The sequence below is a fragment of the Sphingobacterium gobiense genome (genome assembly GCF_002980575.1).
In the GTDB taxonomy this organism is placed as follows: Bacteria; Bacteroidota; Bacteroidia; order Sphingobacteriales; family Sphingobacteriaceae; genus Sphingobacterium; species Sphingobacterium gobiense.
The window spans coordinates 101,162-121,578 of sequence record NZ_PVBS01000004.1; the positions used below are offsets into that span (position 1 = coordinate 101,162).

The 20,417-nt window shown below is 39.8% G+C and carries 19 protein-coding genes; 13 read left to right on the top strand and 6 right to left on the bottom strand.

Annotated elements, in window-relative coordinates; genetic code table 11:
* The first annotated feature begins 1 nt into the window (after position 1).
* From C5749_RS16740 to C5749_RS16800, 13 genes are all read left to right on the top strand, one after another.
* Positions 2–1,255 (top strand): oligosaccharide flippase family protein, encoded by a 1,254-nt coding sequence (locus tag C5749_RS16740; protein WP_105727385.1) that lies wholly within the window; start codon positions 2–4, stop codon positions 1,253–1,255.
* Complete coding sequence (locus C5749_RS16745; RefSeq protein ID WP_105727386.1) at positions 1,252–1,758, top strand: acyltransferase; 507 nt, start codon at positions 1,252–1,254, stop codon at positions 1,756–1,758. Before C5749_RS16740 ends, C5749_RS16745 begins: the two co-directional genes overlap by 4 nt.
* Positions 1,759–1,771: 13 nt before the next feature.
* On the top strand, positions 1,772–2,641 hold the full coding sequence (locus tag C5749_RS16750; protein WP_146113779.1) for a hypothetical protein: 870 nt from the start codon (positions 1,772–1,774) through the stop codon (positions 2,639–2,641).
* Positions 2,642–2,648: 7 nt separating this feature from the next.
* Positions 2,649–3,815 carry a glycosyltransferase gene (locus C5749_RS16755; protein ID WP_105727388.1) on the top strand — a complete coding sequence of 389 codons (1,167 nt, stop codon included), beginning with the start codon at positions 2,649–2,651 and terminating at the stop codon, positions 3,813–3,815.
* The gene (locus tag C5749_RS16760; protein ID WP_105727389.1) at positions 3,799–4,794 is read left to right on the top strand and encodes a polysaccharide biosynthesis protein; all 996 of its coding nucleotides are present in this window, start codon (positions 3,799–3,801) and stop codon (positions 4,792–4,794) included. The genes C5749_RS16755 and C5749_RS16760 overlap by 17 nt, the downstream gene beginning before the upstream one ends.
* 25 nt (positions 4,795–4,819) lie before the next feature.
* Positions 4,820–5,938 carry a non-hydrolyzing UDP-N-acetylglucosamine 2-epimerase gene (gene wecB / locus C5749_RS16765; protein WP_105727390.1) on the top strand — a complete coding sequence of 373 codons (1,119 nt, stop codon included), beginning with the start codon at positions 4,820–4,822 and terminating at the stop codon, positions 5,936–5,938.
* A gap of 8 nt (positions 5,939–5,946) precedes the next feature.
* On the top strand, positions 5,947–6,813 hold the full coding sequence (locus tag C5749_RS16770; RefSeq protein ID WP_105727391.1) for a dTDP-4-dehydrorhamnose reductase family protein: 867 nt from the start codon (positions 5,947–5,949) through the stop codon (positions 6,811–6,813).
* Entirely contained in the window at positions 6,813–8,018 is a 1,206-nt protein-coding gene (locus tag C5749_RS16775; RefSeq protein ID WP_105727392.1) for a glycosyltransferase family 4 protein, read from the top strand. The genes C5749_RS16770 and C5749_RS16775 overlap by 1 nt, the downstream gene beginning before the upstream one ends.
* Before the next feature lie 15 nt (positions 8,019–8,033).
* Positions 8,034–8,939 (top strand): NAD-dependent epimerase/dehydratase family protein, encoded by a 906-nt coding sequence (locus C5749_RS16780; protein WP_105727393.1) that lies wholly within the window; start codon positions 8,034–8,036, stop codon positions 8,937–8,939.
* Between the two features lie 19 nt (positions 8,940–8,958).
* Positions 8,959–9,918 carry an MraY family glycosyltransferase gene (locus tag C5749_RS16785; protein ID WP_105727394.1) on the top strand — a complete coding sequence of 320 codons (960 nt, stop codon included), beginning with the start codon at positions 8,959–8,961 and terminating at the stop codon, positions 9,916–9,918.
* Between the two features lie 23 nt (positions 9,919–9,941).
* Positions 9,942–10,382 carry a WxcM-like domain-containing protein gene (locus tag C5749_RS16790; RefSeq protein ID WP_105727395.1) on the top strand — a complete coding sequence of 147 codons (441 nt, stop codon included), beginning with the start codon at positions 9,942–9,944 and terminating at the stop codon, positions 10,380–10,382.
* Between the two features lie 103 nt (positions 10,383–10,485).
* Positions 10,486–11,265 (top strand): polysaccharide biosynthesis/export family protein, encoded by a 780-nt coding sequence (locus tag C5749_RS16795; protein ID WP_181151498.1) that lies wholly within the window; start codon positions 10,486–10,488, stop codon positions 11,263–11,265.
* Between the two features lie 27 nt (positions 11,266–11,292).
* Positions 11,293–13,701: a GumC family protein gene (locus C5749_RS16800; RefSeq protein WP_105727397.1), complete on the top strand. Its 2,409-nt coding sequence runs from the start codon at positions 11,293–11,295 to the stop codon at positions 13,699–13,701.
* Between the two features lie 113 nt (positions 13,702–13,814).
* Here the strand turns inward: C5749_RS16800 and C5749_RS16805 are convergent, their stop codons facing one another.
* The 6 genes from C5749_RS16805 to C5749_RS16830 form a co-directional block, all read right to left on the bottom strand.
* On the bottom strand, positions 13,815–14,588 hold the full coding sequence (locus tag C5749_RS16805; protein WP_105727398.1) for a type 1 glutamine amidotransferase domain-containing protein: 774 nt from the start codon (positions 14,586–14,588) through the stop codon (positions 13,815–13,817).
* A gap of 71 nt (positions 14,589–14,659) precedes the next feature.
* Complete coding sequence (locus C5749_RS16810) at positions 14,660–15,235, bottom strand: Crp/Fnr family transcriptional regulator (protein WP_105727399.1); 576 nt, start codon at positions 15,233–15,235, stop codon at positions 14,660–14,662.
* Between the two features lie 25 nt (positions 15,236–15,260).
* Positions 15,261–17,069, bottom strand: coding sequence for a heparinase II/III domain-containing protein (locus C5749_RS16815; protein ID WP_105727400.1), 1,809 nt, complete (start codon positions 17,067–17,069; stop codon positions 15,261–15,263).
* On the bottom strand, positions 17,066–18,064 hold the full coding sequence (locus C5749_RS16820; protein WP_105727401.1) for a DUF4466 family protein: 999 nt from the start codon (positions 18,062–18,064) through the stop codon (positions 17,066–17,068). The genes C5749_RS16815 and C5749_RS16820 overlap by 4 nt, the downstream gene beginning before the upstream one ends.
* 32 nt (positions 18,065–18,096) lie before the next feature.
* Positions 18,097–18,519, bottom strand: coding sequence for a hypothetical protein (locus C5749_RS16825; RefSeq protein ID WP_105727402.1), 423 nt, complete (start codon positions 18,517–18,519; stop codon positions 18,097–18,099).
* Positions 18,520–18,539: 20 nt separating this feature from the next.
* On the bottom strand, positions 18,540–20,405 hold the full coding sequence (locus C5749_RS16830; protein WP_105727403.1) for a RagB/SusD family nutrient uptake outer membrane protein: 1,866 nt from the start codon (positions 20,403–20,405) through the stop codon (positions 18,540–18,542).
* Positions 20,406–20,417: the final 12 nt, after the last annotated feature.

Here is a 20,417-nt window from a genome sequence, read left to right on the forward strand (position 1 = left end):
TATGCTTAAAGTAATAACTTCAAGTCGATTGTTTAAATCAGTTGCTGTTTATACAGTGATTAATTTTTTAAATAAGGTATTTCCATTTTTATTGTTACCATTGTTTACGCGAGAACTTTCATTGAATGACTATGGTATTTATTCATTAGTTAAAGCTCTGACTAATGTGCTAATTCCCGTTATCGGATTCAATGTGTCGGAAGCAGTCATTCGTAATTTTTACAATTTCGAAAGAAAGCAATTTGGTAATTTTATTACGTCAGCGTTATTCATTATGACGTTAATATGTACTTTTTGTTTGATTCTAGTTTTTTTCATACCTCAAGATATTTTTGAACGGATGTTTGACCTTAAGAGTAACTATATACTTATAGCAATGCTAATTAGTTATTTCACGGCGATAAATAATATCGAAAGAGGACTATTAAGGTGTGAAAATCGGAATAAAGTTTTTGCAATATTAGTGCTTTCACAAACAATAACATTTTTTATATCCGTTCTCATTCTAAATTATACTAATCTACTTAGTCTTCAAAATATAGTTTTAATGGAATTAATTTCATTCTCTCTATTTGGCTTTATTAGTCTTGGTCTTCTAAAGAAAAAATATAATTTAGGAGTCTTGCCCAATTGGGTATTTATAAAATCTATCCTTTCTTATTCTTTCCCTCTTGTTTTGAATAGTTTATTGGCTTATTTGTTCGCGTTATCTGATCGTTTTTTAATAAGTAATAGGATTGATAATTCTGCAGTGGCTTTGTATTCTGCAACATTTCAAATAGTGTCGATTTTGCAAATATTAGCGGTTTCCTTTAATGGAGCTTGGGTCCCGTATGTTTTCAAATATTTAGCCGATGAAAATGTGAACACTCTCGCTTTGAATAAAAAACGATATAGTCTGATGATAGGCTTTTTATTGATAGGAATATTATATTATTTTTTGTTGAGTCGTTACTTGGTTAAAATCTTGGGGAATAAATATGAAGGGAGTGACTCGCTTATAATTTGGATGATATTAAGTAATATTTTACAGGCCTTCTATTGGATATATTCTCCAATTATTCAATTTTTTAAAAAGAATTGGTTATTAGTTTACTCTTCGTTACCAGCTGTTATTTTTAGTTTGATTATGAATTTTGCCTACCTAAGTGATAAAGGAATAGTTTTTGCAGCTCAAGTTAATACAGTGTCTTGGCTTATTATATTTTCTATAACATTTTTTAGTTCTAATTATCTTTTTAATAAAAGAATATGATTCATTCAATTTATCTAAAATATAAGAACCTTAAAGGTTCCCTCTATAGATGGCTAGTGATGCGTAAAGCGAGATCTGTAGGAAAAGGCTTGAAGGTATGGGGGAGATCTGAACTCAATAATTATACATTTATAGGGGACTTTGTAAATTTCAATGGAATAAAAATTCATGGAATAGGCAAGGTCGTTATAGGAAATTATTTTCATTCAGGAATTGATTGTCTTTTAATATCTAGCAATCATAATTATAATGGAGAGAAGATACCTTATGATGAGACGCATATTCCAAAAGATATAACAATAGAAGATTTCGTGTGGATGGGATCAAAAGTGATAGTTTTGGGAGGAGTAACTATTGGTGAAGGTGCAATAATTCAAGCAGGGGCACTAGTGATAAAAGATGTGCCTCCATATGCAATTGTTGGAGGAAATCCTGCAAAGGTTATCAAAATGAGAGACATTGAAAAATTCGAATCGCTAAAAAAAATAGGAGCATATCATTAAAATGGAACATTCTATGCTGAAAACTTTATTAACATTTCTTCTTCTTAATTGGGCAAGTTTGATTTTTTCTCAAACAAAATTACTTATCGGAATGGATGATTTGTCGGAGACAACATATACTGAATTGAAAAATAAAAATATAGAAACATTAAAGGTTATCTATGGAGTTGATATATATCCAAAAGATCCGTTAAAAGCTGATTTGGAGGTTATGAAAGCAGCCATTGTTAAGGCGTTTCCTGATAAAAATGAATATGGATATGGTATGCTTGATTGGGAAGGAAAAGCATACCATATACTGGCCCATTCTCGGACAGAAACTAAAGCTTTTAAAGATATAAGAGCTGAGTTTATTCGTGCAATTTCTTTCGCTAAAAAACTTAGGCCTAATGTAAAGTGGGGATTTTTTGAAATTCCTTTTCGTGACGTAAGATTTTCTAATAAAGAGACTAAATTAAAAAGCCATAGTAAAATATTAGAATTGCTAAGAGAATGCGACGTTTTATACCCTTCTATGTACGGCTACACTCCTAATTATATTGGTTCACTGAACGACGTTTCTTATGCTATTTCTCTTGCATCAGAATTGAACAAGGAAGTATTCCCAATGGTTTGGCATAGATATCAAGGAGATAATAACACTAAAGAGAAAAGGTATTGGTTTGAGGTGATTCCCAAGAATCTATTTGTAAATAGAATAAGGGATATTAGGAAAGTTAAATATAACGGGAAACAGGTTGATGGAATTGTATGGTGGGGAAAAGATACCTACTTCTATGAAAAGAAAAATCGTGTTGTAAGAATGGAGGCTCAAAATATTAATGACTTCAAGACCATATATAATAATTTAGTTAAGGAATATGCAATAGAAATAGTGAAATAAACTATTGATGGACAGAAATAATGTACTTATTTTAATAAACCATTACATTCCAGGGTTTAAATTTGGGGGGCCAATTCGAAGTATCCAGGCTATACTTTTAAAGATAGGTGGTTTTTATAATTTTCGAGTATTTACCACTGATAGAGATTTTGGAGAAGATAAACCTTATCCAAATTTGGATTTCAATACTTGGGTAAAAAGAGATGGAGGGCATGTGTATTATTTTCAAGGAAATAAATTGAACATGTTATCTAAATTGATTAAAGAATTTGGAAAGGTGGACACGGTATACCTAAATAGTTTTTTCAGTCCGTTATTTAGCATTGGTGTGCTGTTCATACATACTTTATGGCGTTTTAGAAGTTCTGTTATAGTAGCTCCTCGTGGCGAATTTAACTCAGGAGCTTTAAGTATAAAATCGCTAAAAAAGAGAATTTATATTCGATTAGCATTATTTTTAGGGCTTTATAGAAAAGTTATATGGCATGCAACAACAGAAGATGAATACAAAGCAATAAAGTCAATCTTTGGAGAGGATTCGAATGTTTTCTTAGCGGAAGGAATGTCACCACAATTTGTTCATGATAATATTGAAACAACTATAAAAGAAAGAGGAAAACTCCGGTTAGTTTTTATCGCTAGGATAGCAAGGATTAAGAATCTTTTATTTCTTTTGGAAGTTTTAAAAGGTATTGAGGCTCAAGGTAAAATAGAACTAGATATATACGGACCGAAAGAGGACGAAGAATATTGGAATCGTAGCAATCAAATGATTCAAAAGGTTAACAATGTTAATCAGGATGTCTCAATATCTTATAAAGGGGAATTACAATACGAAAAAGTTTTGTCTGTTCTTTCAAATTACCACTTTTTTGTTTTACCTACGTTGGGCGAAAACTTTGGACAGTCTATTTCGGATTCTTTTTCCGTCGGAATACCCGTTATTATTTCACAAAATACTCCATGGAGAGATCTTCAAGATAGAGGTATAGGATGGGATTTGCCTTTGGAAATATCTTTTTTTCAAAGTATCATAAATCTGTGTTGTCAAATGCCCCCAGATAAATATTTAATAATGAAAAAGAACTGTTCGGAATTTGCCGAGAAAATTCTGAACAATCAGGAATTGATTAACAAATATAAAACGCTTTTTTCTTATGGAAATTCACAATAAAGTCCTTCTCATAACTGGGGGAACAGGTTCATTCGGGACCGCTGTATTAAATCGTTTTTTGGAGACAAACCATTTTAGAGAGATTCGTATTTTCTCTCGCGACGAAAAGAAGCAAGACGATATGCGAAACCACTATAGAAATGATAAAATTAAATATTTTATCGGTGACGTTCGAGACTATAATAGCGTAGAGTACGCTATGCAAGGGGTTGATTATATATTTCATGCAGCAGCATTGAAACAAGTTCCTTCTTGTGAATTCTTTCCTATGCAAGCTGTTCAAACCAATGTTATAGGGACACAGAACGTTATTCGCGCAGCAGCTGTCAATAAAATTAAAAAAGTGATTTGTCTATCAACAGACAAAGCCGCTTATCCAATTAATGCAATGGGAATCTCTAAAGCTATGATGGAGAAAGTTGCTGTGGCGGAAGCACGTAATTTGACTGAAACGGTAGTCTGTTTAACACGTTACGGAAATGTAATGGCATCTAGAGGGTCAGTTATACCCTTGTTTTTATCGCAGATAGAAAAAGGAGAGCCGCTTACGATTACTGATCCATCTATGACTAGATTCTTAATGTCTTTGGAGGAGGCTGTTGAATTAGTATTATTCGCATTTGAGCACGGGAATCCTGGTGATCTGTTTGTAAATAAAGCCCCTGCAGCCACGATTGGCGATTTAGCATCGGCAATTAAAGAAATAAAGGGTGCAGAGAATGAAATTCAGATTATTGGCACACGTCATGGAGAGAAGCTGTACGAGACACTTTGCACACGAGAAGAAATGTTAAAATCGGAAGACATGGGGAATTTCTATCGTATTCCTGCTGACAATAGAGATTTGAATTATGCTCAATACTTTTCGGAAGGAACAGAAATTCGTCCAGAAATAGAGGATTACAACTCTCATAACACAAAAAGAGAAAATATTGAAGGAGTGAAGAAACTATTAAAGAAATTAGACTTATTTAAATAGAACAAGTAGTTTAAAAAAGGTTGTAATGAAAAAAATGAAGGTAGTAACTATTCTGGGAACGCGACCAGAAATAATTAGATTAGCCGAATGTATTAAAAAATGTGATATTTACTTTGATCATATTTTGATTCATACTGGACAAAATTATGATTATGAGCTTAATGAGATTTTCTTCGAAGATCTTGGCTTACGCAAACCAGACCACTTTTTAAATGTAGCGGGAAGTCATTTGGGAGAAACGATTGGAAATGTTGTAGCAAAAAGCTACGAAATATTATCTAAAGAGATGCCTAATGCGCTTCTTGTTCTTGGAGATACAAATAGTGTACTGAGTACGATCGCAGCTAAACGGCTAAAAATTCCTATTTTTCATATGGAGGCCGGTAATAGATGCTTTGATCAAAATGTTCCTGAAGAAATAAATAGAAAAATATCTGATCATATTTCAGATATAAATTTAACATATACAGAAAATAGTAGAAGGTATTTGTTAAGCGAAGGATTTAGAAAAGATCATGTTTTTGTTACAGGCTCACCACTACGGGAGGTTTTAGAACGTTATAAAACTGAAATCGAAGGTAGCGATGTTTTAGAACGATTAGGACTCATGGAAAATGAGTTTATCGTGGTGAGTGCACATAGGGAAGAGAATATTGATCTTGGAGATAATTTTGAGGAATTAGTCGACTCGATCAATAGTGTTGCTGAAAGATACAATAAACCAATCGTTTTTTCCACACATCCAAGGACAAAGAATCGGATAAATAAGAATGGTATAGTATTTCATGACCTTGTTTCGAATGTTGTTCCTTTAGGATTTTTTGATTATGTTAAACTACAGAAGAAATCGTTTGTCGTGTTATCGGATAGTGGAACTATCAGCGAAGAATCTGCAATGATGGGATTTCCAGCCGTAAGTATTAGAACAAGTACTGAACGGCCAGAAGCTATAGATGCAGGTACAATAGTATTAGGGGGAATTGAAAAGGAACAAATGATAAATGCTATCGAGATCGCCAGGGGATTATTCAATCCAGAAATAAAACTTCCTTTCGAATATGATGTAGAGAATAGTTCGGATCGAGTTGTGAAAGCTATAATGAGTTATACATCAATTGTTGATCGAGTAATCTGGAATAAATAGAAGCACTCATGAAGAAAGTTTTAATAATAGGAATAAAAGGAATGGCAGGACACTTGTTGTTTAATTATTACTTAGAAAATAAAATCTTCGAGGTATTTGGTATGGCAAGAAACATATCAACTTGCGAAAATATATTCAATATAGATGTCAGTAAATCAGAAGAAGTCGAAGCCATTCTTAACAGTCATGATTTTGATTATGTAATTAACTGTATCGGTATATTAAATGAAGATGCTGAAAATAATCCTGACAAGGCGATTTGGTTTAACAGTTATTTTCCTCACTTTCTAGAGAAAGTATTAAAAAATAGCCAGACCAAATTGATTCATATCAGTACGGACTGTGTCTTTTCGGGGAGTCGAGGAGAGTATACGGAAAAAGACGTCAAGGATGGAATTGGGTTTTATGCACAATCGAAAGCCCTTGGTGAAATTGTCAATGAAAAAGATCTTACAATCCGAACATCCATTATTGGCCCTGAAATTAATAATCAAGGAATTGGATTGTTTCATTGGTTCATGACGCAAACTCGAGAAAAAATATTAAAAGGCTATTCTGAGGCTTTTTGGTCGGGCATAACGACACTTCAATTAGCAAAAGTAATAGTTGAAGCTATTAGCCAAGATTTAAGGGGACTTATTCAGATTGCTCCAAAACACAAAATAGACAAACATGGCTTATTGGTTTTATTTAATCAAGTTTTCAGAAACAACGAAATGATGATAGAGCCTTATACAGGATATAAGATCAATAAAAGTTTAGTGAGTATCCGGACGGATTTCGATTATAAAGTTCCTGGTTATCAGACTATGTTAGAAGAGCAATTACAATGGATCAGAAATCATCCAGATTTATATAAACAATATTCTATTTAATGCGTATACTTATTGTCTCTCAGTATTTTTGGCCTGAAAATTTCAGAATTAATGATATTGCTTTAGGATTGAAAGATCGGGGGCACGAAATTGTTATTTTAACAGGCTTGCCAAACTACCCCGGAGGTAAGCTTTTTAAAGGTTATAATAATAAACCTAAATTTGAAGTTTGGAATGGTATTAAAATTTACCGATCAAGGCTTGTTACTCGAGGAAATGGTCGTGGACTACGCTTGTTTTTAAACTATATATCATTTGCCTTTTGGGGAACTATAACTGTGTTGCGTATAAAGGAGAAAATTGATAGTATTTTAGTTTTTGAACCATCGCCGGTAACGGTAGGAATTCCAGCGATCGCGGCTAAATATATTTTTAAAGCTCACATAGCATTTTGGGTACAGGATTTGTGGCCAGCTTCGCTCTCTGCCGCTGGCGGAGTAACGAATAGATCTGTGCTCTATTTTTTCGATAAGTTAACTCGTTGGATATATAAGGAATCAAGATACGTATTAGTTCAATCAAGAGCTTTCAACGAATATATACTTAAACAGGGTGTTCAAAGACAAAAGATTGAATACTTACCAAACACGACGGAAGATTTTTATTTTCCAAAGGAAGCGTTAAAGTATGAAGATATTCTTCCTAAAGGGTTCAAAATTTTTTTTGCTGGTAATTTAGGTGAAGCTCAGAGTTTAGACACCTTTATTGATGCGACGACGATAGTTCTAAATAAAGGGATTGCTGTTAATTGGATTATTATAGGTGACGGCAGATATAAAGATGTTCTGCAAAAAAAGGCAAAAAGACTAGAGTTGATGAATTATATTCATTTCATGGGAAGATATCCACCTACGGAAATGGCTGATTTTTTTGCACATGCAGACGCTTTATATGTTTCCTTAAAAAGAGACTATATTTTTTCATTGACCATTCCTTCAAAAATTCAATCATATTTAGCCTGTGGGAAACCGATTTTAGCTAGCTTAGATGGTGAGGGGGGACAAATTGTGGAGGAAGCGCAGGCAGGATTTATTAGCCCAGCTGAAGATGTCATTAAACTAGCAGAAAATGTAATGAAACTATATTCTCTTTCTGAGGAAGAGAGGAATATCATGGGGGCGAATGGACTGGCTTATTTTAATAGCGAATTTAAAAGAGACGTTGTTTTGGATAAACTAGAGAGAATCCTATCTGTGGAAAAGTAAAAATATATGAATTATATGAATGTTCAAATAACAGGGGCGTCCGGTTTTGTTGGAAAGAATCTGATGGCGTATCTTAATAATAAGGGGGCGCATATACAGACTTTATCTTTGAGGGATCCAAATTGGAAGAAATTGCTATGTCATGAGGGAACAGCTATTATTCATTTGGCAGGAAAGGCACACGATACATCTAATACGTCTCAGCCAGAAGAATATTTTGAAGTGAATCGTGACCTGACCGTTACGTTATTTGAAGAGTATTTAAAATCGAATATTCACGACTTCTTTTATTTCAGCTCAGTTAAAGCTGTCGCCGATACAGTAAAAGATATTTTACGAGAAGATATCGATGGCAAACCATATACACCCTACGGTAAATCGAAATTAGAGGCAGAGAAGTACCTCCTGTCGCAGGCATTGCCCGAAGGCAAGCGATTGTTTATCATCCGTCCCTGCATGATCCATGGCCAGGGCAATAAAGGAAACCTAAACCTATTGTACAAAGTGGTTGAAAAGGGTATTCCTTGGCCACTGGCGGCATTTCACAATCAACGGTCTTTCTTAAGTATAGACAATCTGAGCTACCTGATGGAGCAAATGTTGATCGATACGACTCTGCCCTCGGGTGTGTACAACTTTGCCGATGACGACGCACTATCAACCAACGAACTGGTGGCACTGATCGCTGAGACCTTGGGCAAGAAGCCAAAGCTGTGGCAGATCCCTTCTGGGCTGATCAGAAGCCTCGTGAAGATTGGGGATATCTTACCCTTACCACTAAATTCCGAACGCCTTAAAAAGCTGACCGAATCTTATGTGGTTTCCAACACCAAGATCAAACAAGCCCTTGGTATCGTTAAGTTGCCACTCACCGCAAAGGAAGGCTTGGAGAAGACGATTAAGAGTTTTCGTAACTCGTAAAATTACAGATAGCAAAACAATGACATACCTTACAATATTCATCACCCTATTTGTTTTAGAACTGCTGTACTTTCGTGTAGCAGACCGATTCAATATCATAGACAAGCCTAATGAGCGCTCCTCGCATACCGCTATCACCCTGCGTGGTGGAGGGATTATATTCTATGTGGGCGCTTTGGCTTATTTTATTTTGTCCGGTTTTCAATACCCTTGGTTCTTCTTGGGCCTGACGATGATGACCGTCGTTTCTTTTCTGGACGATATCTTAACACTGTCCAATAGGATCCGTCTGCTGGTTCACTTTACATCCGTGTTGTTAATGACCTACCAATTGGATGTATTTGAAATGCCTTGGTATTATCTACTGATTACCTTTATTGTGGTGGTCGGGGTGATCAACGCCTATAACTTCATGGATGGGATCAATGGTATCACAGCCTGTTACAGCCTAGCTGTCGGTGGCCTGTTGATGTTGGTGAACCGTGAAGTAAACTTCGTAGCACAAGATCTTTTGGCGTATACGATGTTAGGCGTGTTAGTATTCACGTTTTTCAATTTCCGCGCGAAAGCAAAATGCTTTGCCGGCGATGTAGGCTCTGTGGCCATCGCCTACATTTTGCTGTTCGCTTTAGGGTCGCTCATTATCAAAACCGGTAACCTGCTTTATTTCCTATTCCTAACTGTGTATGGTATCGATGCGGTGTGGACGATTATCCGCCGCTTATATCTCAGAGAAAACATCTTTGAAGCACACCGCTCCCATCTATACCAGTTCTTGGGTAACGAAGCCGGTGTCAATAAGCTGCTGATCTCCTTTTTATATGGAGCCATTCAGTTTATCATAGGTCTTGCTGTAATCCACTTCGCCAATAAGGACGTCACCACACAGTGGATATTTGCGCTGGTACTGTTAGGTGGATCAAGTGTGCTATATCTAATTTCAAAAACATGGGTGATTTGTAAATACTTCCGTATCTAAGAAACAGCTATAAAAGTATAGTAATGAAAGAAAATACAGTAAAATCCATCATAGGAGGAATTGCAAAAGACCATCGGGGTCAGATCAGATTTGTCAACGACTTTGATATGAGCCAGGTGAAGCGTTTTTATATGATTAAGAATACAGACACCGAATTGATCCGCGGTTGGCGGGCCCACCGTATGGAACAACGTTGGTTTTATGTACTTTCAGGCACCTTTGCGTTAGACTTGATACAGATCGATGATTGGGAAAACGCATCGCAGGAATTACCCGTCGAAAAGCGGATATTGAAAGCCGAAGACCAACAAGTGTTACATGTTCCCGTAGGGTATGGCACTGCATTCCAAGCGTTGGAGTCGGAAAGTGAGCTGCTAGTGTTCGCCGATTACGGTATTGAAAATGCGAAGAACGATGATTATACATGGCCGGAGGATTATTTCTTGAAGCGTCTCAGTTTGTAATAATTTGGGTTTACTGATGTTTATTCATGAAAAAAAAACTATTTTTGCTCGAAATCAACAAAATTTGGAGAGCTTTTTGTCATCCCATATAAAAGTAAAAAATATGTCTAAACGTATCTTCGGTGGACTCCTTTCATTGTTCACTATCACCCTATTATTTTGTACGTCTTGTGCGAGCAAAAAAAATATGGTGTATTTTCAACCCGATTCAGTGGAGTTGAATACATTATACGAATTGAATGCCCCGAAATTGCAACCTGGTGATATCTTGGCGGTTTCGGTGACTGCAGATGATGTAAGGGCCACACTTCCATTTAACCAGGTTTCGCCATATCAGGGAGCAGCTGGAACAATTCAAGCAACGAATCCATTTATTCCTACTTATGCCATTGACGCCAACGGAGAGATCGATTTTCCAAAGGTGGGGAAGATTAAATTGGCGGGTAAGACCCGTACCCAAGCGATGGACCTATTACGCCAAGAAGTGAGCAAATACATTGTTGATCCTGGAATCTCGATGGTAGTACGGAATTTCCGGGTAACTGTATTGGGCGAAGTCGCTCGGCCGGGAACCTTTACGATTGAAAATGATCGGTTGACTATTATGGAAGCGTTGGGATTAGCCGGTGATATGACGATCTATGGAGAGCGTAATAATGTATTGGTCATCCGAGAACAGGATGGAAAAAAGGAAGAATTTCGGTTGGATTTAAGAAAGCGGGAATCGATGAATTCTCCGGCTTACTATTTGACACAGAACGATGTGGTCTATGTGGAGCCTAATGGCGCGCGTATACAAAATTCAAAATATACCGCAACGACATCGATTTTTGTATCGGTCATCGGTTTGATCGTGACAGTCATATCCGTTGTAACCCGCTAAAAAATTAGAGAAGAAGCAAAAGCATTTATGAAAAATACGCCTTACCCTCAAGTGAAGGAATCGGACGAGTCAGAGTTAAACCTCAAGCAAATTTTTGAGCAATATGCTTTCTATTGGAAGTGGTTTGTTATTTCCGTGTTTGCCTGCTTATTTATAGCCTTTGTCTACTTACGGTATGCCCAAAAAATCTACAACACCAGCGCAAAAATTCTCTTGCAGGACGAGAAGCAAGCGTCTGGTGATATGGCTGGACTGGCTGAGCTGTCTAGCATGACAGGAATGGGAAACTCGTCGGCCGCTTTCGTTAACGATCAGATCGAGGTGCTCCGCTCCCGGCGCCTGATGCGGAAGGTGGTGGATGTAAATCGCTTGAATATCAGTTATTTTTCGAAGGGGAAAATCAAATCCTCAGAGATGCTGGAGAAGCACGCGCCGTTAAAGCTGATGCTATTGGAGCCCAACCATCCACGCTTGGATTCCGTTTTTTACACGTTTACGGTGAGCAAACAAGGCGAGCGCTATCAGGTGAAGGATGAGGCGAACGGCGCGCAAGATTATCAACTCGGCAGCAGATTGGAAACGCCGATCGGACCGATCAGCTTAGTTCCACAAGAAAGTAGTCGGTTATGGGAAGGAGATTTACAGATTTCTTATATGCCGGCAGAGACGTCGGTGGATTTTATGCGTGCAGGGGTGCAGGTGAGTCCAAACTCAGAGCGGCAATCGTTCTTGGTGAATTTCTCGATGGATCATCCGTTGATTCCTAAAGCGGAACTTGTCCTCAATTCCTTGATCGAACAATACAATAAGGATGTGACTTACGATAAAGCGCAGGTGACACGAGCAACCTCGGCTTTCATCAATTCGCGTTTGGAGCTAATCTCTAGAGACCTCGAGGAAGCGGATGCGAAGGTCGCTAATTTTAAGGACCGTAACCAGATGACGGACACGCAGGCGGAGGCGCAGTTGTATATGCAGACTGCGACGGAGAATGAACGCAAGCTTGTTGAATACCAAACACAGTTGAGCCTCGCCGATATGATGCGGGAAGCGACTTCAAGCACGGAATATAACTTGTTGCCGTCGAATATCGGCTTGAGCGACCCGTCTATCCAAGCTAATATCCAGAGCTATAACGGTCTGGTTCTGGAACGGGACGATTTATTAAAATCAGCAACTCCGGATAATCCGGTCGTACAGCAGTTGTCCCGCAACATTGAACAGGTAAACAAAACGTTGCAGATTTCGTTGGATAATTACCGGAAGGTGCTACAAGGCAACGTGGATGCGTTGCTGGTTCAAAAAGACAAATTCGAGGGTCGGCTGAACCAGATACCAAACCAGGAACGGGGTTTTAAAGATATCTCCAGACAGCAACAGACGATCGAAACACTATACCTCTTCTTATTGCAAAAAAGAGAGGAAACAGAGATTAAAGCAGCGGCAACGCCGGCCAATATAAAGATTGTGGATGCGGCTTATGGTTCTTGGGTGCCGGTGTCTCCAAAAAAACCGATCGTTATGCTCGGCGCCCTAATCTTGGGCTTCCTAGTTCCTTTTGGTATTTTATATATTAAATTTCTACTCGATAACAAAATCCACTCCCGTAAGGATATCGAAGAAGCGATGCACGCGCCTATTCTGGGTGAAATACCATCGTCAGACCACCCGATTATTGAAGATAACGACCGTTCGTCTTTGGCAGAGGCCATTCGTATTTTGCGAACGAATATCACTTTTATGCTGGGCAGTGCTAAAAAGCAAGAATCGTCTGTGTTATATGTAACATCAACTACATCGGGTGAAGGAAAATCCTTTATTGCTACGAACCTCGCGAAGATATTATCCATGTCTGGCAAGAAGGTGTTGCTAATTGGTGCGGATATCCGCTCACCGAAGGTTTTAGATTACTTAGGTTTATCGCATTTGCAGCATACTAATATCGGTATTACACAGTATCTCGTGAATCCGGATATGTCGGTTTCCAACATCGTCATCCAAAAACCAGCACCATACAATTTCGATATTATCTATTCGGGCTATATTGCACCAAATCCGGCGGAATTGCTGATGAATGGCCACTTTGCGGATTTGATCGCTTACGGTCGTATGCAGTACGATTATGTAATTGTGGATACGGCACCGGTGAGTATGGTAACCGATACGTTATTAATTGCAGAGCATGCCGACATGACGATCTATGTGACACGTGCGAACTACTTGGATAAACGCTTATTAAATATTCCGAAGGAACTCTACGAAGAGGGCAAATTGAATAATATGGCGGTTGTAGTGAACGATGTGGACTTCAAACGTGGTTATGGTTACGGCTATGGTTATGGATATGGCTACGGTGAAGGTCAGGAGGTATCGTTTCGTAAACGGATCATGAATATTATCAAGGGGAAGGGCAATAAGCCGAAGCCTAGAGGTTAAATAAAACTCCTGTATGCATAAAAAAAGACGAGCAGCGGACCTTAATCTCTCTGCTCGTCTTTTTATAATGCTTGAAATAATAACCTCTTACTCTTCTCCGATCTCCTTAACTCCTACTCCTTCAACGCCTCTATATACAGCTTAATAAACGCTTGGTTAGAATAGGGATTTTGGCTCGTGATGAGCTCCCTGTCCCGGATGGCAAAGTTTCCCGCCGGTCTTCCCTTTTTATGTATCAAGCCCGATTTCTTTAGCTGTTTTGCAATTTTTCTGTTCATTGGTTTTCCTTTCATCACAAACGTCTCAATAAAAAACTCTTCCAGCCCAGTTACCGAATTCACACGATAGCCTACAAAAGGATTCGTTTCTTCCGGTATCGTCAGTATCAGTGCTGGCGCGTGGCAGATTAAACCGATGACTGTGTTCCTATTCGAGAAACCGATCAATAGCTGCGGGATGATCTTATCATGAATTAAATCCGTCATTAATCCTTGGCCCCCAGGAACAATCATGCCTGAATATCGATCGATGTTTTCCAGTACTTTTTCAAGTGTATGAGGCTTACTGAAGTTTTCATTGTTCCGAACGAAATCTTCAGCCTCCGCAATTAAATGACTTCTTTTACCCCAATATTTTTTATTACGGCTTTCAGCGTCAATCGATGGTTTGATGCCATTGGGAGTCGCAAAGTCCACCTCATAACCTAATAGCGTGATATCCTTATACGCCAGATAAAACTCACTCAGAAACACGCCTGTGCTATAGGTCTTGTTATCTTTAAGCTTTAGTTCGTTGGCACCGCTCATTACAAATAACACCCTTTTTTGTGCCACTGCCGTAACGGACGCCATAGCAAGCGTCGTCAATAGAAGAATTTGCTTTGTCATCTTTTTAAATGTTAATCCAATAACAAAGGAAATCTAATGGAACAACACTTTCATTTACATATGTAAAGGAATTACTTTTTACTAAATTTTCTTCTAATGCGGCTCAGTTGTGTGGGCGTAATTCCTAGATACGATGCAATATGATACTGGGGGATTAATTGTTCCAGATTCGGAAATTGACGTTGGAAAATAAGGTATCGTTTATCCGCCCCCAGCATCACAATATTGACTTCACGCTCCTCTTTATGTACGAAAAACATTTCGGCAAGCCTTCTTCCAAAACGTTCGAAATCCGGATGATCATCATAGAGCATGATCAGATCATGATAATTAGCCGTTAACAACTGACAGTCCGTAAGCGCTTGCAGATAAATTTTATTGGGCGTTTTTGTGACTAAAGATGAATATCCCCCCACGAGATTATTGGACGTAAAAAAATGCTTGTTATATTCCGAGCCTTCACCGTTTCGATAAAAGGCCCTGATAACACCATCTTTTAAAAAGCCAATCTTTCGAGCTGTCACCCCTTCCTCCAAAAAATAATCTCCTTTGTTAAGTCTTGTTTCCGTAAACAAGTCTTTCACCAGACCCCAGGTGCTGGCCTGAATAGGCGAAATCGAAGACAGGTATTTATAGAGTCCATCCATGGTTAAATTTGTGCAGATCAATATTTTATCTGCAAGGTACTAATTGTACCACAATTTCTCCCGTTTGATCAGGTGCGACTTTTATGTCGAAGCCAACGATTACCGTCTCGTTCTTTCTATAATCAACGCCAGTAGCCCACGTTTTTAAAATTACATCGTGTGGAGCGTTTACCTGTAACCGCAATTTTTTGCCACCTTTTGTGAGTTCCGCGCGCATGCCATCAACCAAGCGCACATCTGCATCCGTAAGCATCGACCACCGTATGGTATTTTCTTCTGTCCCACCAGCATATAAGTCACTGATGGTTACATTTTCCGCATTGTTGACCGTGATTTTACGCTTCAAGGCTTTCAATTGAGGGTAGAGCGTCGAAATATCCATTGTCGCTGTTGTACTTTCAGCCGTTTCGGAGAAATCGATCAAGGGTGCATGGCCTTTAACACTTTGCAATTCTCCGTTAACCGTCAACGTATTATGCGCCAAATTGGAGTATTTAAATACGCCCCATCGCTCAGAATCTTGGTCGAATTTCCAGATATTTATTTTTTGCGCTTCGAGCAGTCGGTAATCTTCCCGGCCAAAGTCTATCGCCCATCGCACGCCATCGGACTCCATGACAAAAGATCCAACATCCATATGCCCGTGATTGGTCGATGGCGACCCACCTTTAAATCCCACATATAGGGCTGTCGAGTCCACCCATGACGAACGCATGAGCGCTACCGGCGTCTTACCTTTACCTACCCACAGCTTACCTTTCGGAGGATCGATAGCTTGGAGATCGCTGTCCTTGCTCCATATCAACGTTAGTGGTAGCAAACGGTTATCTTCTCGCACATTCGCGCTTAACTTAATCATATGTTCTCTTTCGATCCAAAGCAAAGAAGGGTTATCCGTCTTTTGAGCAAACCAGAACATGGCCGGCTGCAAAACACCGCCCAGATCAGAATCAGAAAAATTAAATGAGTCCCCCGTCACGCCGGTCATATTTTGCATAAAGGAAGCCGTTCTTACGAAACCCGGGCTTGATGACAAATCATAAGCTTTGCCAAAAGCGCGTTCCATCGCATTTATAAATAACACATGGAACGTCGTTCCGTATCCCCAATACATATATCCTTCGGGGTATGCCCCGTCCGGTTCATAATCTTTCATCGGCAATTGGATGCTTTCCTTGCCCCTTTTGATGAGCTGTTCAGCAAGTTCAACGTCATCTTCATAAATGGCCAAGGCCCCCATGAGCATTCCGGCATTACATACTTGATTCCAATTATGGGTGGCCTTTAGCCACCAGTTATACTGGCTATCAAGCGAAGGCGCCAAGCCTTTCGTGCGGATCGCTTCCCTGATTTGCGCCCGTTCGTCCGACGACAATTCATCATATAGCCAATCATACCCGATGGCAGCGGCGATGGTCATTTCCGCGACATCCAAAAAATGCGATGGATTCCAGTCGCTAAATAACGAAATGGCGGCAAGCTCTTCCTTTGCCCGCTCCACATAGCGTTTGTCGTCGGTCATTCGCCAGGCATAGGAAAGGTAAAAAATGCGTAACATGGCTTCGCGAGAAGCCGAGAGCATACGCATCCCGATTTTGATGCGCTCTACCCGAACGGTGTGGAGGATTTCTTCGCACTCCGCGAGTATTTCGTTATGTACCTTGAGTTTGTACCGATCCGCTTTGACGGCTTGATCAAGTGCTTTTTCTTCTCCTTTTAACAAGAGTAAGCGCGGATGACTAGCTATGGTAGCCCTATCGCCGTTAAACTGTGCGTAAACCGTAGCATACGGAATAACTAAAACAAAAGCGATAAAAAAAGAGAAATATCTCATAATCTGTAACGCTTAATTCCGATTACGGCACTTCCATTCGTATTGATAGAATTGACATAAATATAGCCTCTGTATTTGCGGTCTGCCGTTTCTATCCATATCCCCGATTGCGCCAGTATATTGATAGCATAATTGGGGGCTGCACTAAGATTCAATGTCTTAAAATCTTCATCATCTAAATAGACATACGAGTTATTCCCAGTACCTGCATTGGCACCAAGATGGATATCTCTTACGTTCCAAGCTTTTTGTATTTTCGTATTTCGGTTAACCCCATTTGGCAGTGTTATCCCCGGACGATACTTAGCATCCGCTGCTGGAGCGACTAACGAGTGGCCAAATGTTATTCCGCTAATCGTTCTGAATAAGTAGAGCACGTCAATCTTATCTGGCCTTGCTGCAGCCTCCGCCTCGTCATAAACAGCCATGTCTTCTACGGAAACATAAAATTTGTTGCCATCGGAAACGGCCAAATTTGGTGCTACCTCCATTCTCCTGATCTTGTAAGGGCCCATTTTGTAGGTAACGGTCTGGCCATTACTACTCGTGGCAGAAAAAGTAAAAGAGACGTCCTTATCAACGGACGCGGCTGTCGGTCTGTAATAATACCTTAAAGTGGCCGCATTGGTATCCACGTCAAAAGTAACCTTAGTAACGGCACCATTAGTTACAGATGGTTTCGCTACAGGTATACCGATATCATCCCCAATAGCATTCGTGTGAAATGAGCGGTGCTCTAGATAGGTCTCGGAAGCTCCTGGGATGGAGGCCTCTACTTGTGCTGAGATGAGTTTCCCTTCACTTTCTTGAATCGCCATGGCATACATAAACTCCATGTCTATACCGGCTAGCCCAGGACCAACCGACTTCTTAATACAATCGTTTTGTAAACCACTTTTCGGTACTGGAACAGCATACTCCTCCTCCTTACACCCGACAATTAGCGTCGCGACACCGAGTAAAAATGTGGCTTTATATAATAGTTTACGAATCATAATTTTTACGTTTAATTTGCTAATATAGTGTTCTACGGCTGCTCTACGGTTACATTCACCGTGTACACTTTTCTCACCTGTCTGTTGCCCGATATGACGGTCCATTGTCTAGGTCTTGCTAAATCAGAAAAATCAACAAATCCGGTGATTTTAGGTTCCAGCTTCGCATCGGTAATCAAAGAAAAACGTGGCCATAGTCTTGTTAAGTCCGTACCAAAACGTACCTGTAAGTCTATTGTCTGCGCGACGGTGTCGACCACAGGTGTCCCCACTACCACCGTTTGATGGGTGGGGTCCCATAAATCAAAGCTTCCCACATAAGCGCTTGTTCGATCAGTGATTAATAGACCATCTTCATCTACGGGAAAGCTATCTTTCGAACACCGTACAATCGCAAAAGCTACAATCATCAAAAGCGCCAAATAGCAGTTTTTATATTTCGATATTTTCATCATTTTTTTATTAAAATTTACGTCTATAAATACGGTGCGTTTTGTCTCAGGTTTGGATTACGATCCATTTCACTCTGTGGTATCTTGAAAATATAACATTGCTGATAGGCTCTTTCACTTTTATTTTGAAAATAAGCCGTAACGTTATTACCCCATGTGTTTGTCGTAAACTTTCCCGGACCGTTGGGTGGCCCCCAGATATCTTCAATTTTTCGCCAGCGTCTGATATCAAATGCCCTATGCCCTTCTAATACCAACTCTACTATACGCTCCTGTTCTATGGCATCAAAGAACAAATCGCTGTTCGCGTACTTTTCAGGCTTAAGGCCCGGTAAATTTCCTCGAGCCCTTACTTTATCTACCAGACTCACGGCTTCAGGGGTAGGGCCAAAAGCCTCATTCGATGCTTCGGCAAACATCAGATATACGTCGGCAAGGCGGATCACCGGCCACGTCATATTTCCTTCTTCCCTGCCTTGTCCAGCATAGTTTCTGACGAACTTGCGGAACAAATAACCTGAGTTTGTCCCTGAATTATAATCTATATAGCGAACACCATTATTAACACCTTGGACTCCGTGATGGTAAGGAATTAGTCCCTCCGCCTGTAACCCTGCCAAGCGTTGGATGACTTCACCGTTCCAAAGAATAGTACTTTTCATCCGGTAATCTCTTCCGAGGTAGGTTTGTGGGTTGAGCGTTGAATTTGGTCGCGTAGCGGCATCTGCTGCATATTTAGCGTCCTGTGTCCGATCACTCAATTGCTCCATTGGCGGCAAAAAATCACCCGTTGTCGTAGACTGATAACGATCAGCCAACCAGTAGAGCGGTGACACATTTACTTCGGAACTTTCGGTCTCTCTTGGCCCGATATCGCGCATTAATTTATCACTGACCCCGGATCCAGGCCCTCCATGGGTAAAGCCAATAATGGTCTCATTGCTGGCATTCGAAGTCGGCATAAAAAGATGAAAATAATTAGGCAATGTTTCTGCTTTCCCCAGATCATCGATTTCGCCCGGCGCACCACCTCTAAATAAAGTTAATCCGTAGTCGTTGATGACCTTCCTGAAGTCTTCTGTAGCATCTCTAAAAGCCTGATCTGCCTTTGCTGCATCCGGCGTGAAGGTGTCCAGTTCAGGCCATCCATTCTTGTTCCAACTACCCCAGTAAAGATTGACTTTGCCCCTTAGCGCCAACGCTGCCGCTTTGGTTACTCTTTCTTTTTGATCAGGAGTACGCGTAGCAGGTAATTTTTCAAACGCATAGTCTAAATCCGCCAGAATACGATTCTTCACCTCTTCGATCGGTGTCCGTGGTATAGATATCACATCATCATTACTTACTACTATCTTATCGATGTATGGCACATCTCCCCACATCGTGATTAATCGGAAATAAACCAACGCCCGCATTAGTCTTGCCTCTCCAATAATTCCCTCCAAATTTTCTGTAGAAGCGGGTAAGCGAGGTAACATATTAGTCACATTATCAATTACATAGTTTGCTCTGTTAACGCCTCCATACAAGAAACGAAACATATTGTCATATGCGGATCCATACCCCTCCGGATAATAATGACCATTGGTACTTCCCGTCCAATAAGCCCCACCGTTACTTGGCGTCCCCAGAGAGGAGATACTACTTACCGCTCTCACCCGCACATAGTCACCGTGGCCGTCAAAGAAATAGTCTTTATGGAACACATTCTTAATATTATTATACATTGCCATTGCGCCACCCACGGCATCGGCTTCCGTTTGCCAGTACGAATTATTGTCAAGCTCTGTTGTCGCTGGCTGATCCAACAGATTTTTCACACAGGCAGATGTAGAAAGCAGTAAAGAGCCGGCAAAAAAAGAAACTAAAAGTTTATTTATCTTTTTCATATTATTTACATC

Bases quoted from the DNA above. Each gene is read 5' to 3' on its own strand.
- C5749_RS16790 (WP_105727395.1), top strand. From the start codon at position 9,942: ATGAAAGAAAATACAGTAAAATCCATCATAGGAGGAATTGCAAAAGAC.
- C5749_RS16810 (WP_105727399.1), bottom strand. From the start codon at position 15,235: ATGGATGGACTCTATAAATACCTGTCTTCGATTTCGCCTATTCAGGCC.
- C5749_RS16760 (WP_105727389.1), top strand. From the start codon at position 3,799: ATGGAAATTCACAATAAAGTCCTTCTCATAACTGGGGGAACAGGTTCA.
- C5749_RS16815 (WP_105727400.1), bottom strand. From the start codon at position 17,069: ATGAGATATTTCTCTTTTTTTATCGCTTTTGTTTTAGTTATTCCGTAT.
- C5749_RS16800 (WP_105727397.1), top strand. From the start codon at position 11,293: ATGAAAAATACGCCTTACCCTCAAGTGAAGGAATCGGACGAGTCAGAG.
- C5749_RS16825 (WP_105727402.1), bottom strand. From the start codon at position 18,519: ATGATGAAAATATCGAAATATAAAAACTGCTATTTGGCGCTTTTGATG.
- C5749_RS16775 (WP_105727392.1), top strand. From the start codon at position 6,813: ATGCGTATACTTATTGTCTCTCAGTATTTTTGGCCTGAAAATTTCAGA.
- C5749_RS16795 (WP_181151498.1), top strand. From the start codon at position 10,486: ATGTCTAAACGTATCTTCGGTGGACTCCTTTCATTGTTCACTATCACC.
- wecB (WP_105727390.1), top strand. From the start codon at position 4,820: ATGAAAAAAATGAAGGTAGTAACTATTCTGGGAACGCGACCAGAAATA.
- C5749_RS16805 (WP_105727398.1), bottom strand. From the start codon at position 14,588: ATGACAAAGCAAATTCTTCTATTGACGACGCTTGCTATGGCGTCCGTT.
- C5749_RS16780 (WP_105727393.1), top strand. From the start codon at position 8,034: ATGAATGTTCAAATAACAGGGGCGTCCGGTTTTGTTGGAAAGAATCTG.
- C5749_RS16740 (WP_105727385.1), top strand. From the start codon at position 2: ATGCTTAAAGTAATAACTTCAAGTCGATTGTTTAAATCAGTTGCTGTT.
- C5749_RS16785 (WP_105727394.1), top strand. From the start codon at position 8,959: ATGACATACCTTACAATATTCATCACCCTATTTGTTTTAGAACTGCTG.
- C5749_RS16750 (WP_146113779.1), top strand. From the start codon at position 1,772: ATGCTGAAAACTTTATTAACATTTCTTCTTCTTAATTGGGCAAGTTTG.
- C5749_RS16820 (WP_105727401.1), bottom strand. From the start codon at position 18,064: ATGATTCGTAAACTATTATATAAAGCCACATTTTTACTCGGTGTCGCG.
- C5749_RS16830 (WP_105727403.1), bottom strand. From the start codon at position 20,405: ATGAAAAAGATAAATAAACTTTTAGTTTCTTTTTTTGCCGGCTCTTTA.
- C5749_RS16755 (WP_105727388.1), top strand. From the start codon at position 2,649: ATGGACAGAAATAATGTACTTATTTTAATAAACCATTACATTCCAGGG.
- C5749_RS16770 (WP_105727391.1), top strand. From the start codon at position 5,947: ATGAAGAAAGTTTTAATAATAGGAATAAAAGGAATGGCAGGACACTTG.
- C5749_RS16745 (WP_105727386.1), top strand. From the start codon at position 1,252: ATGATTCATTCAATTTATCTAAAATATAAGAACCTTAAAGGTTCCCTC.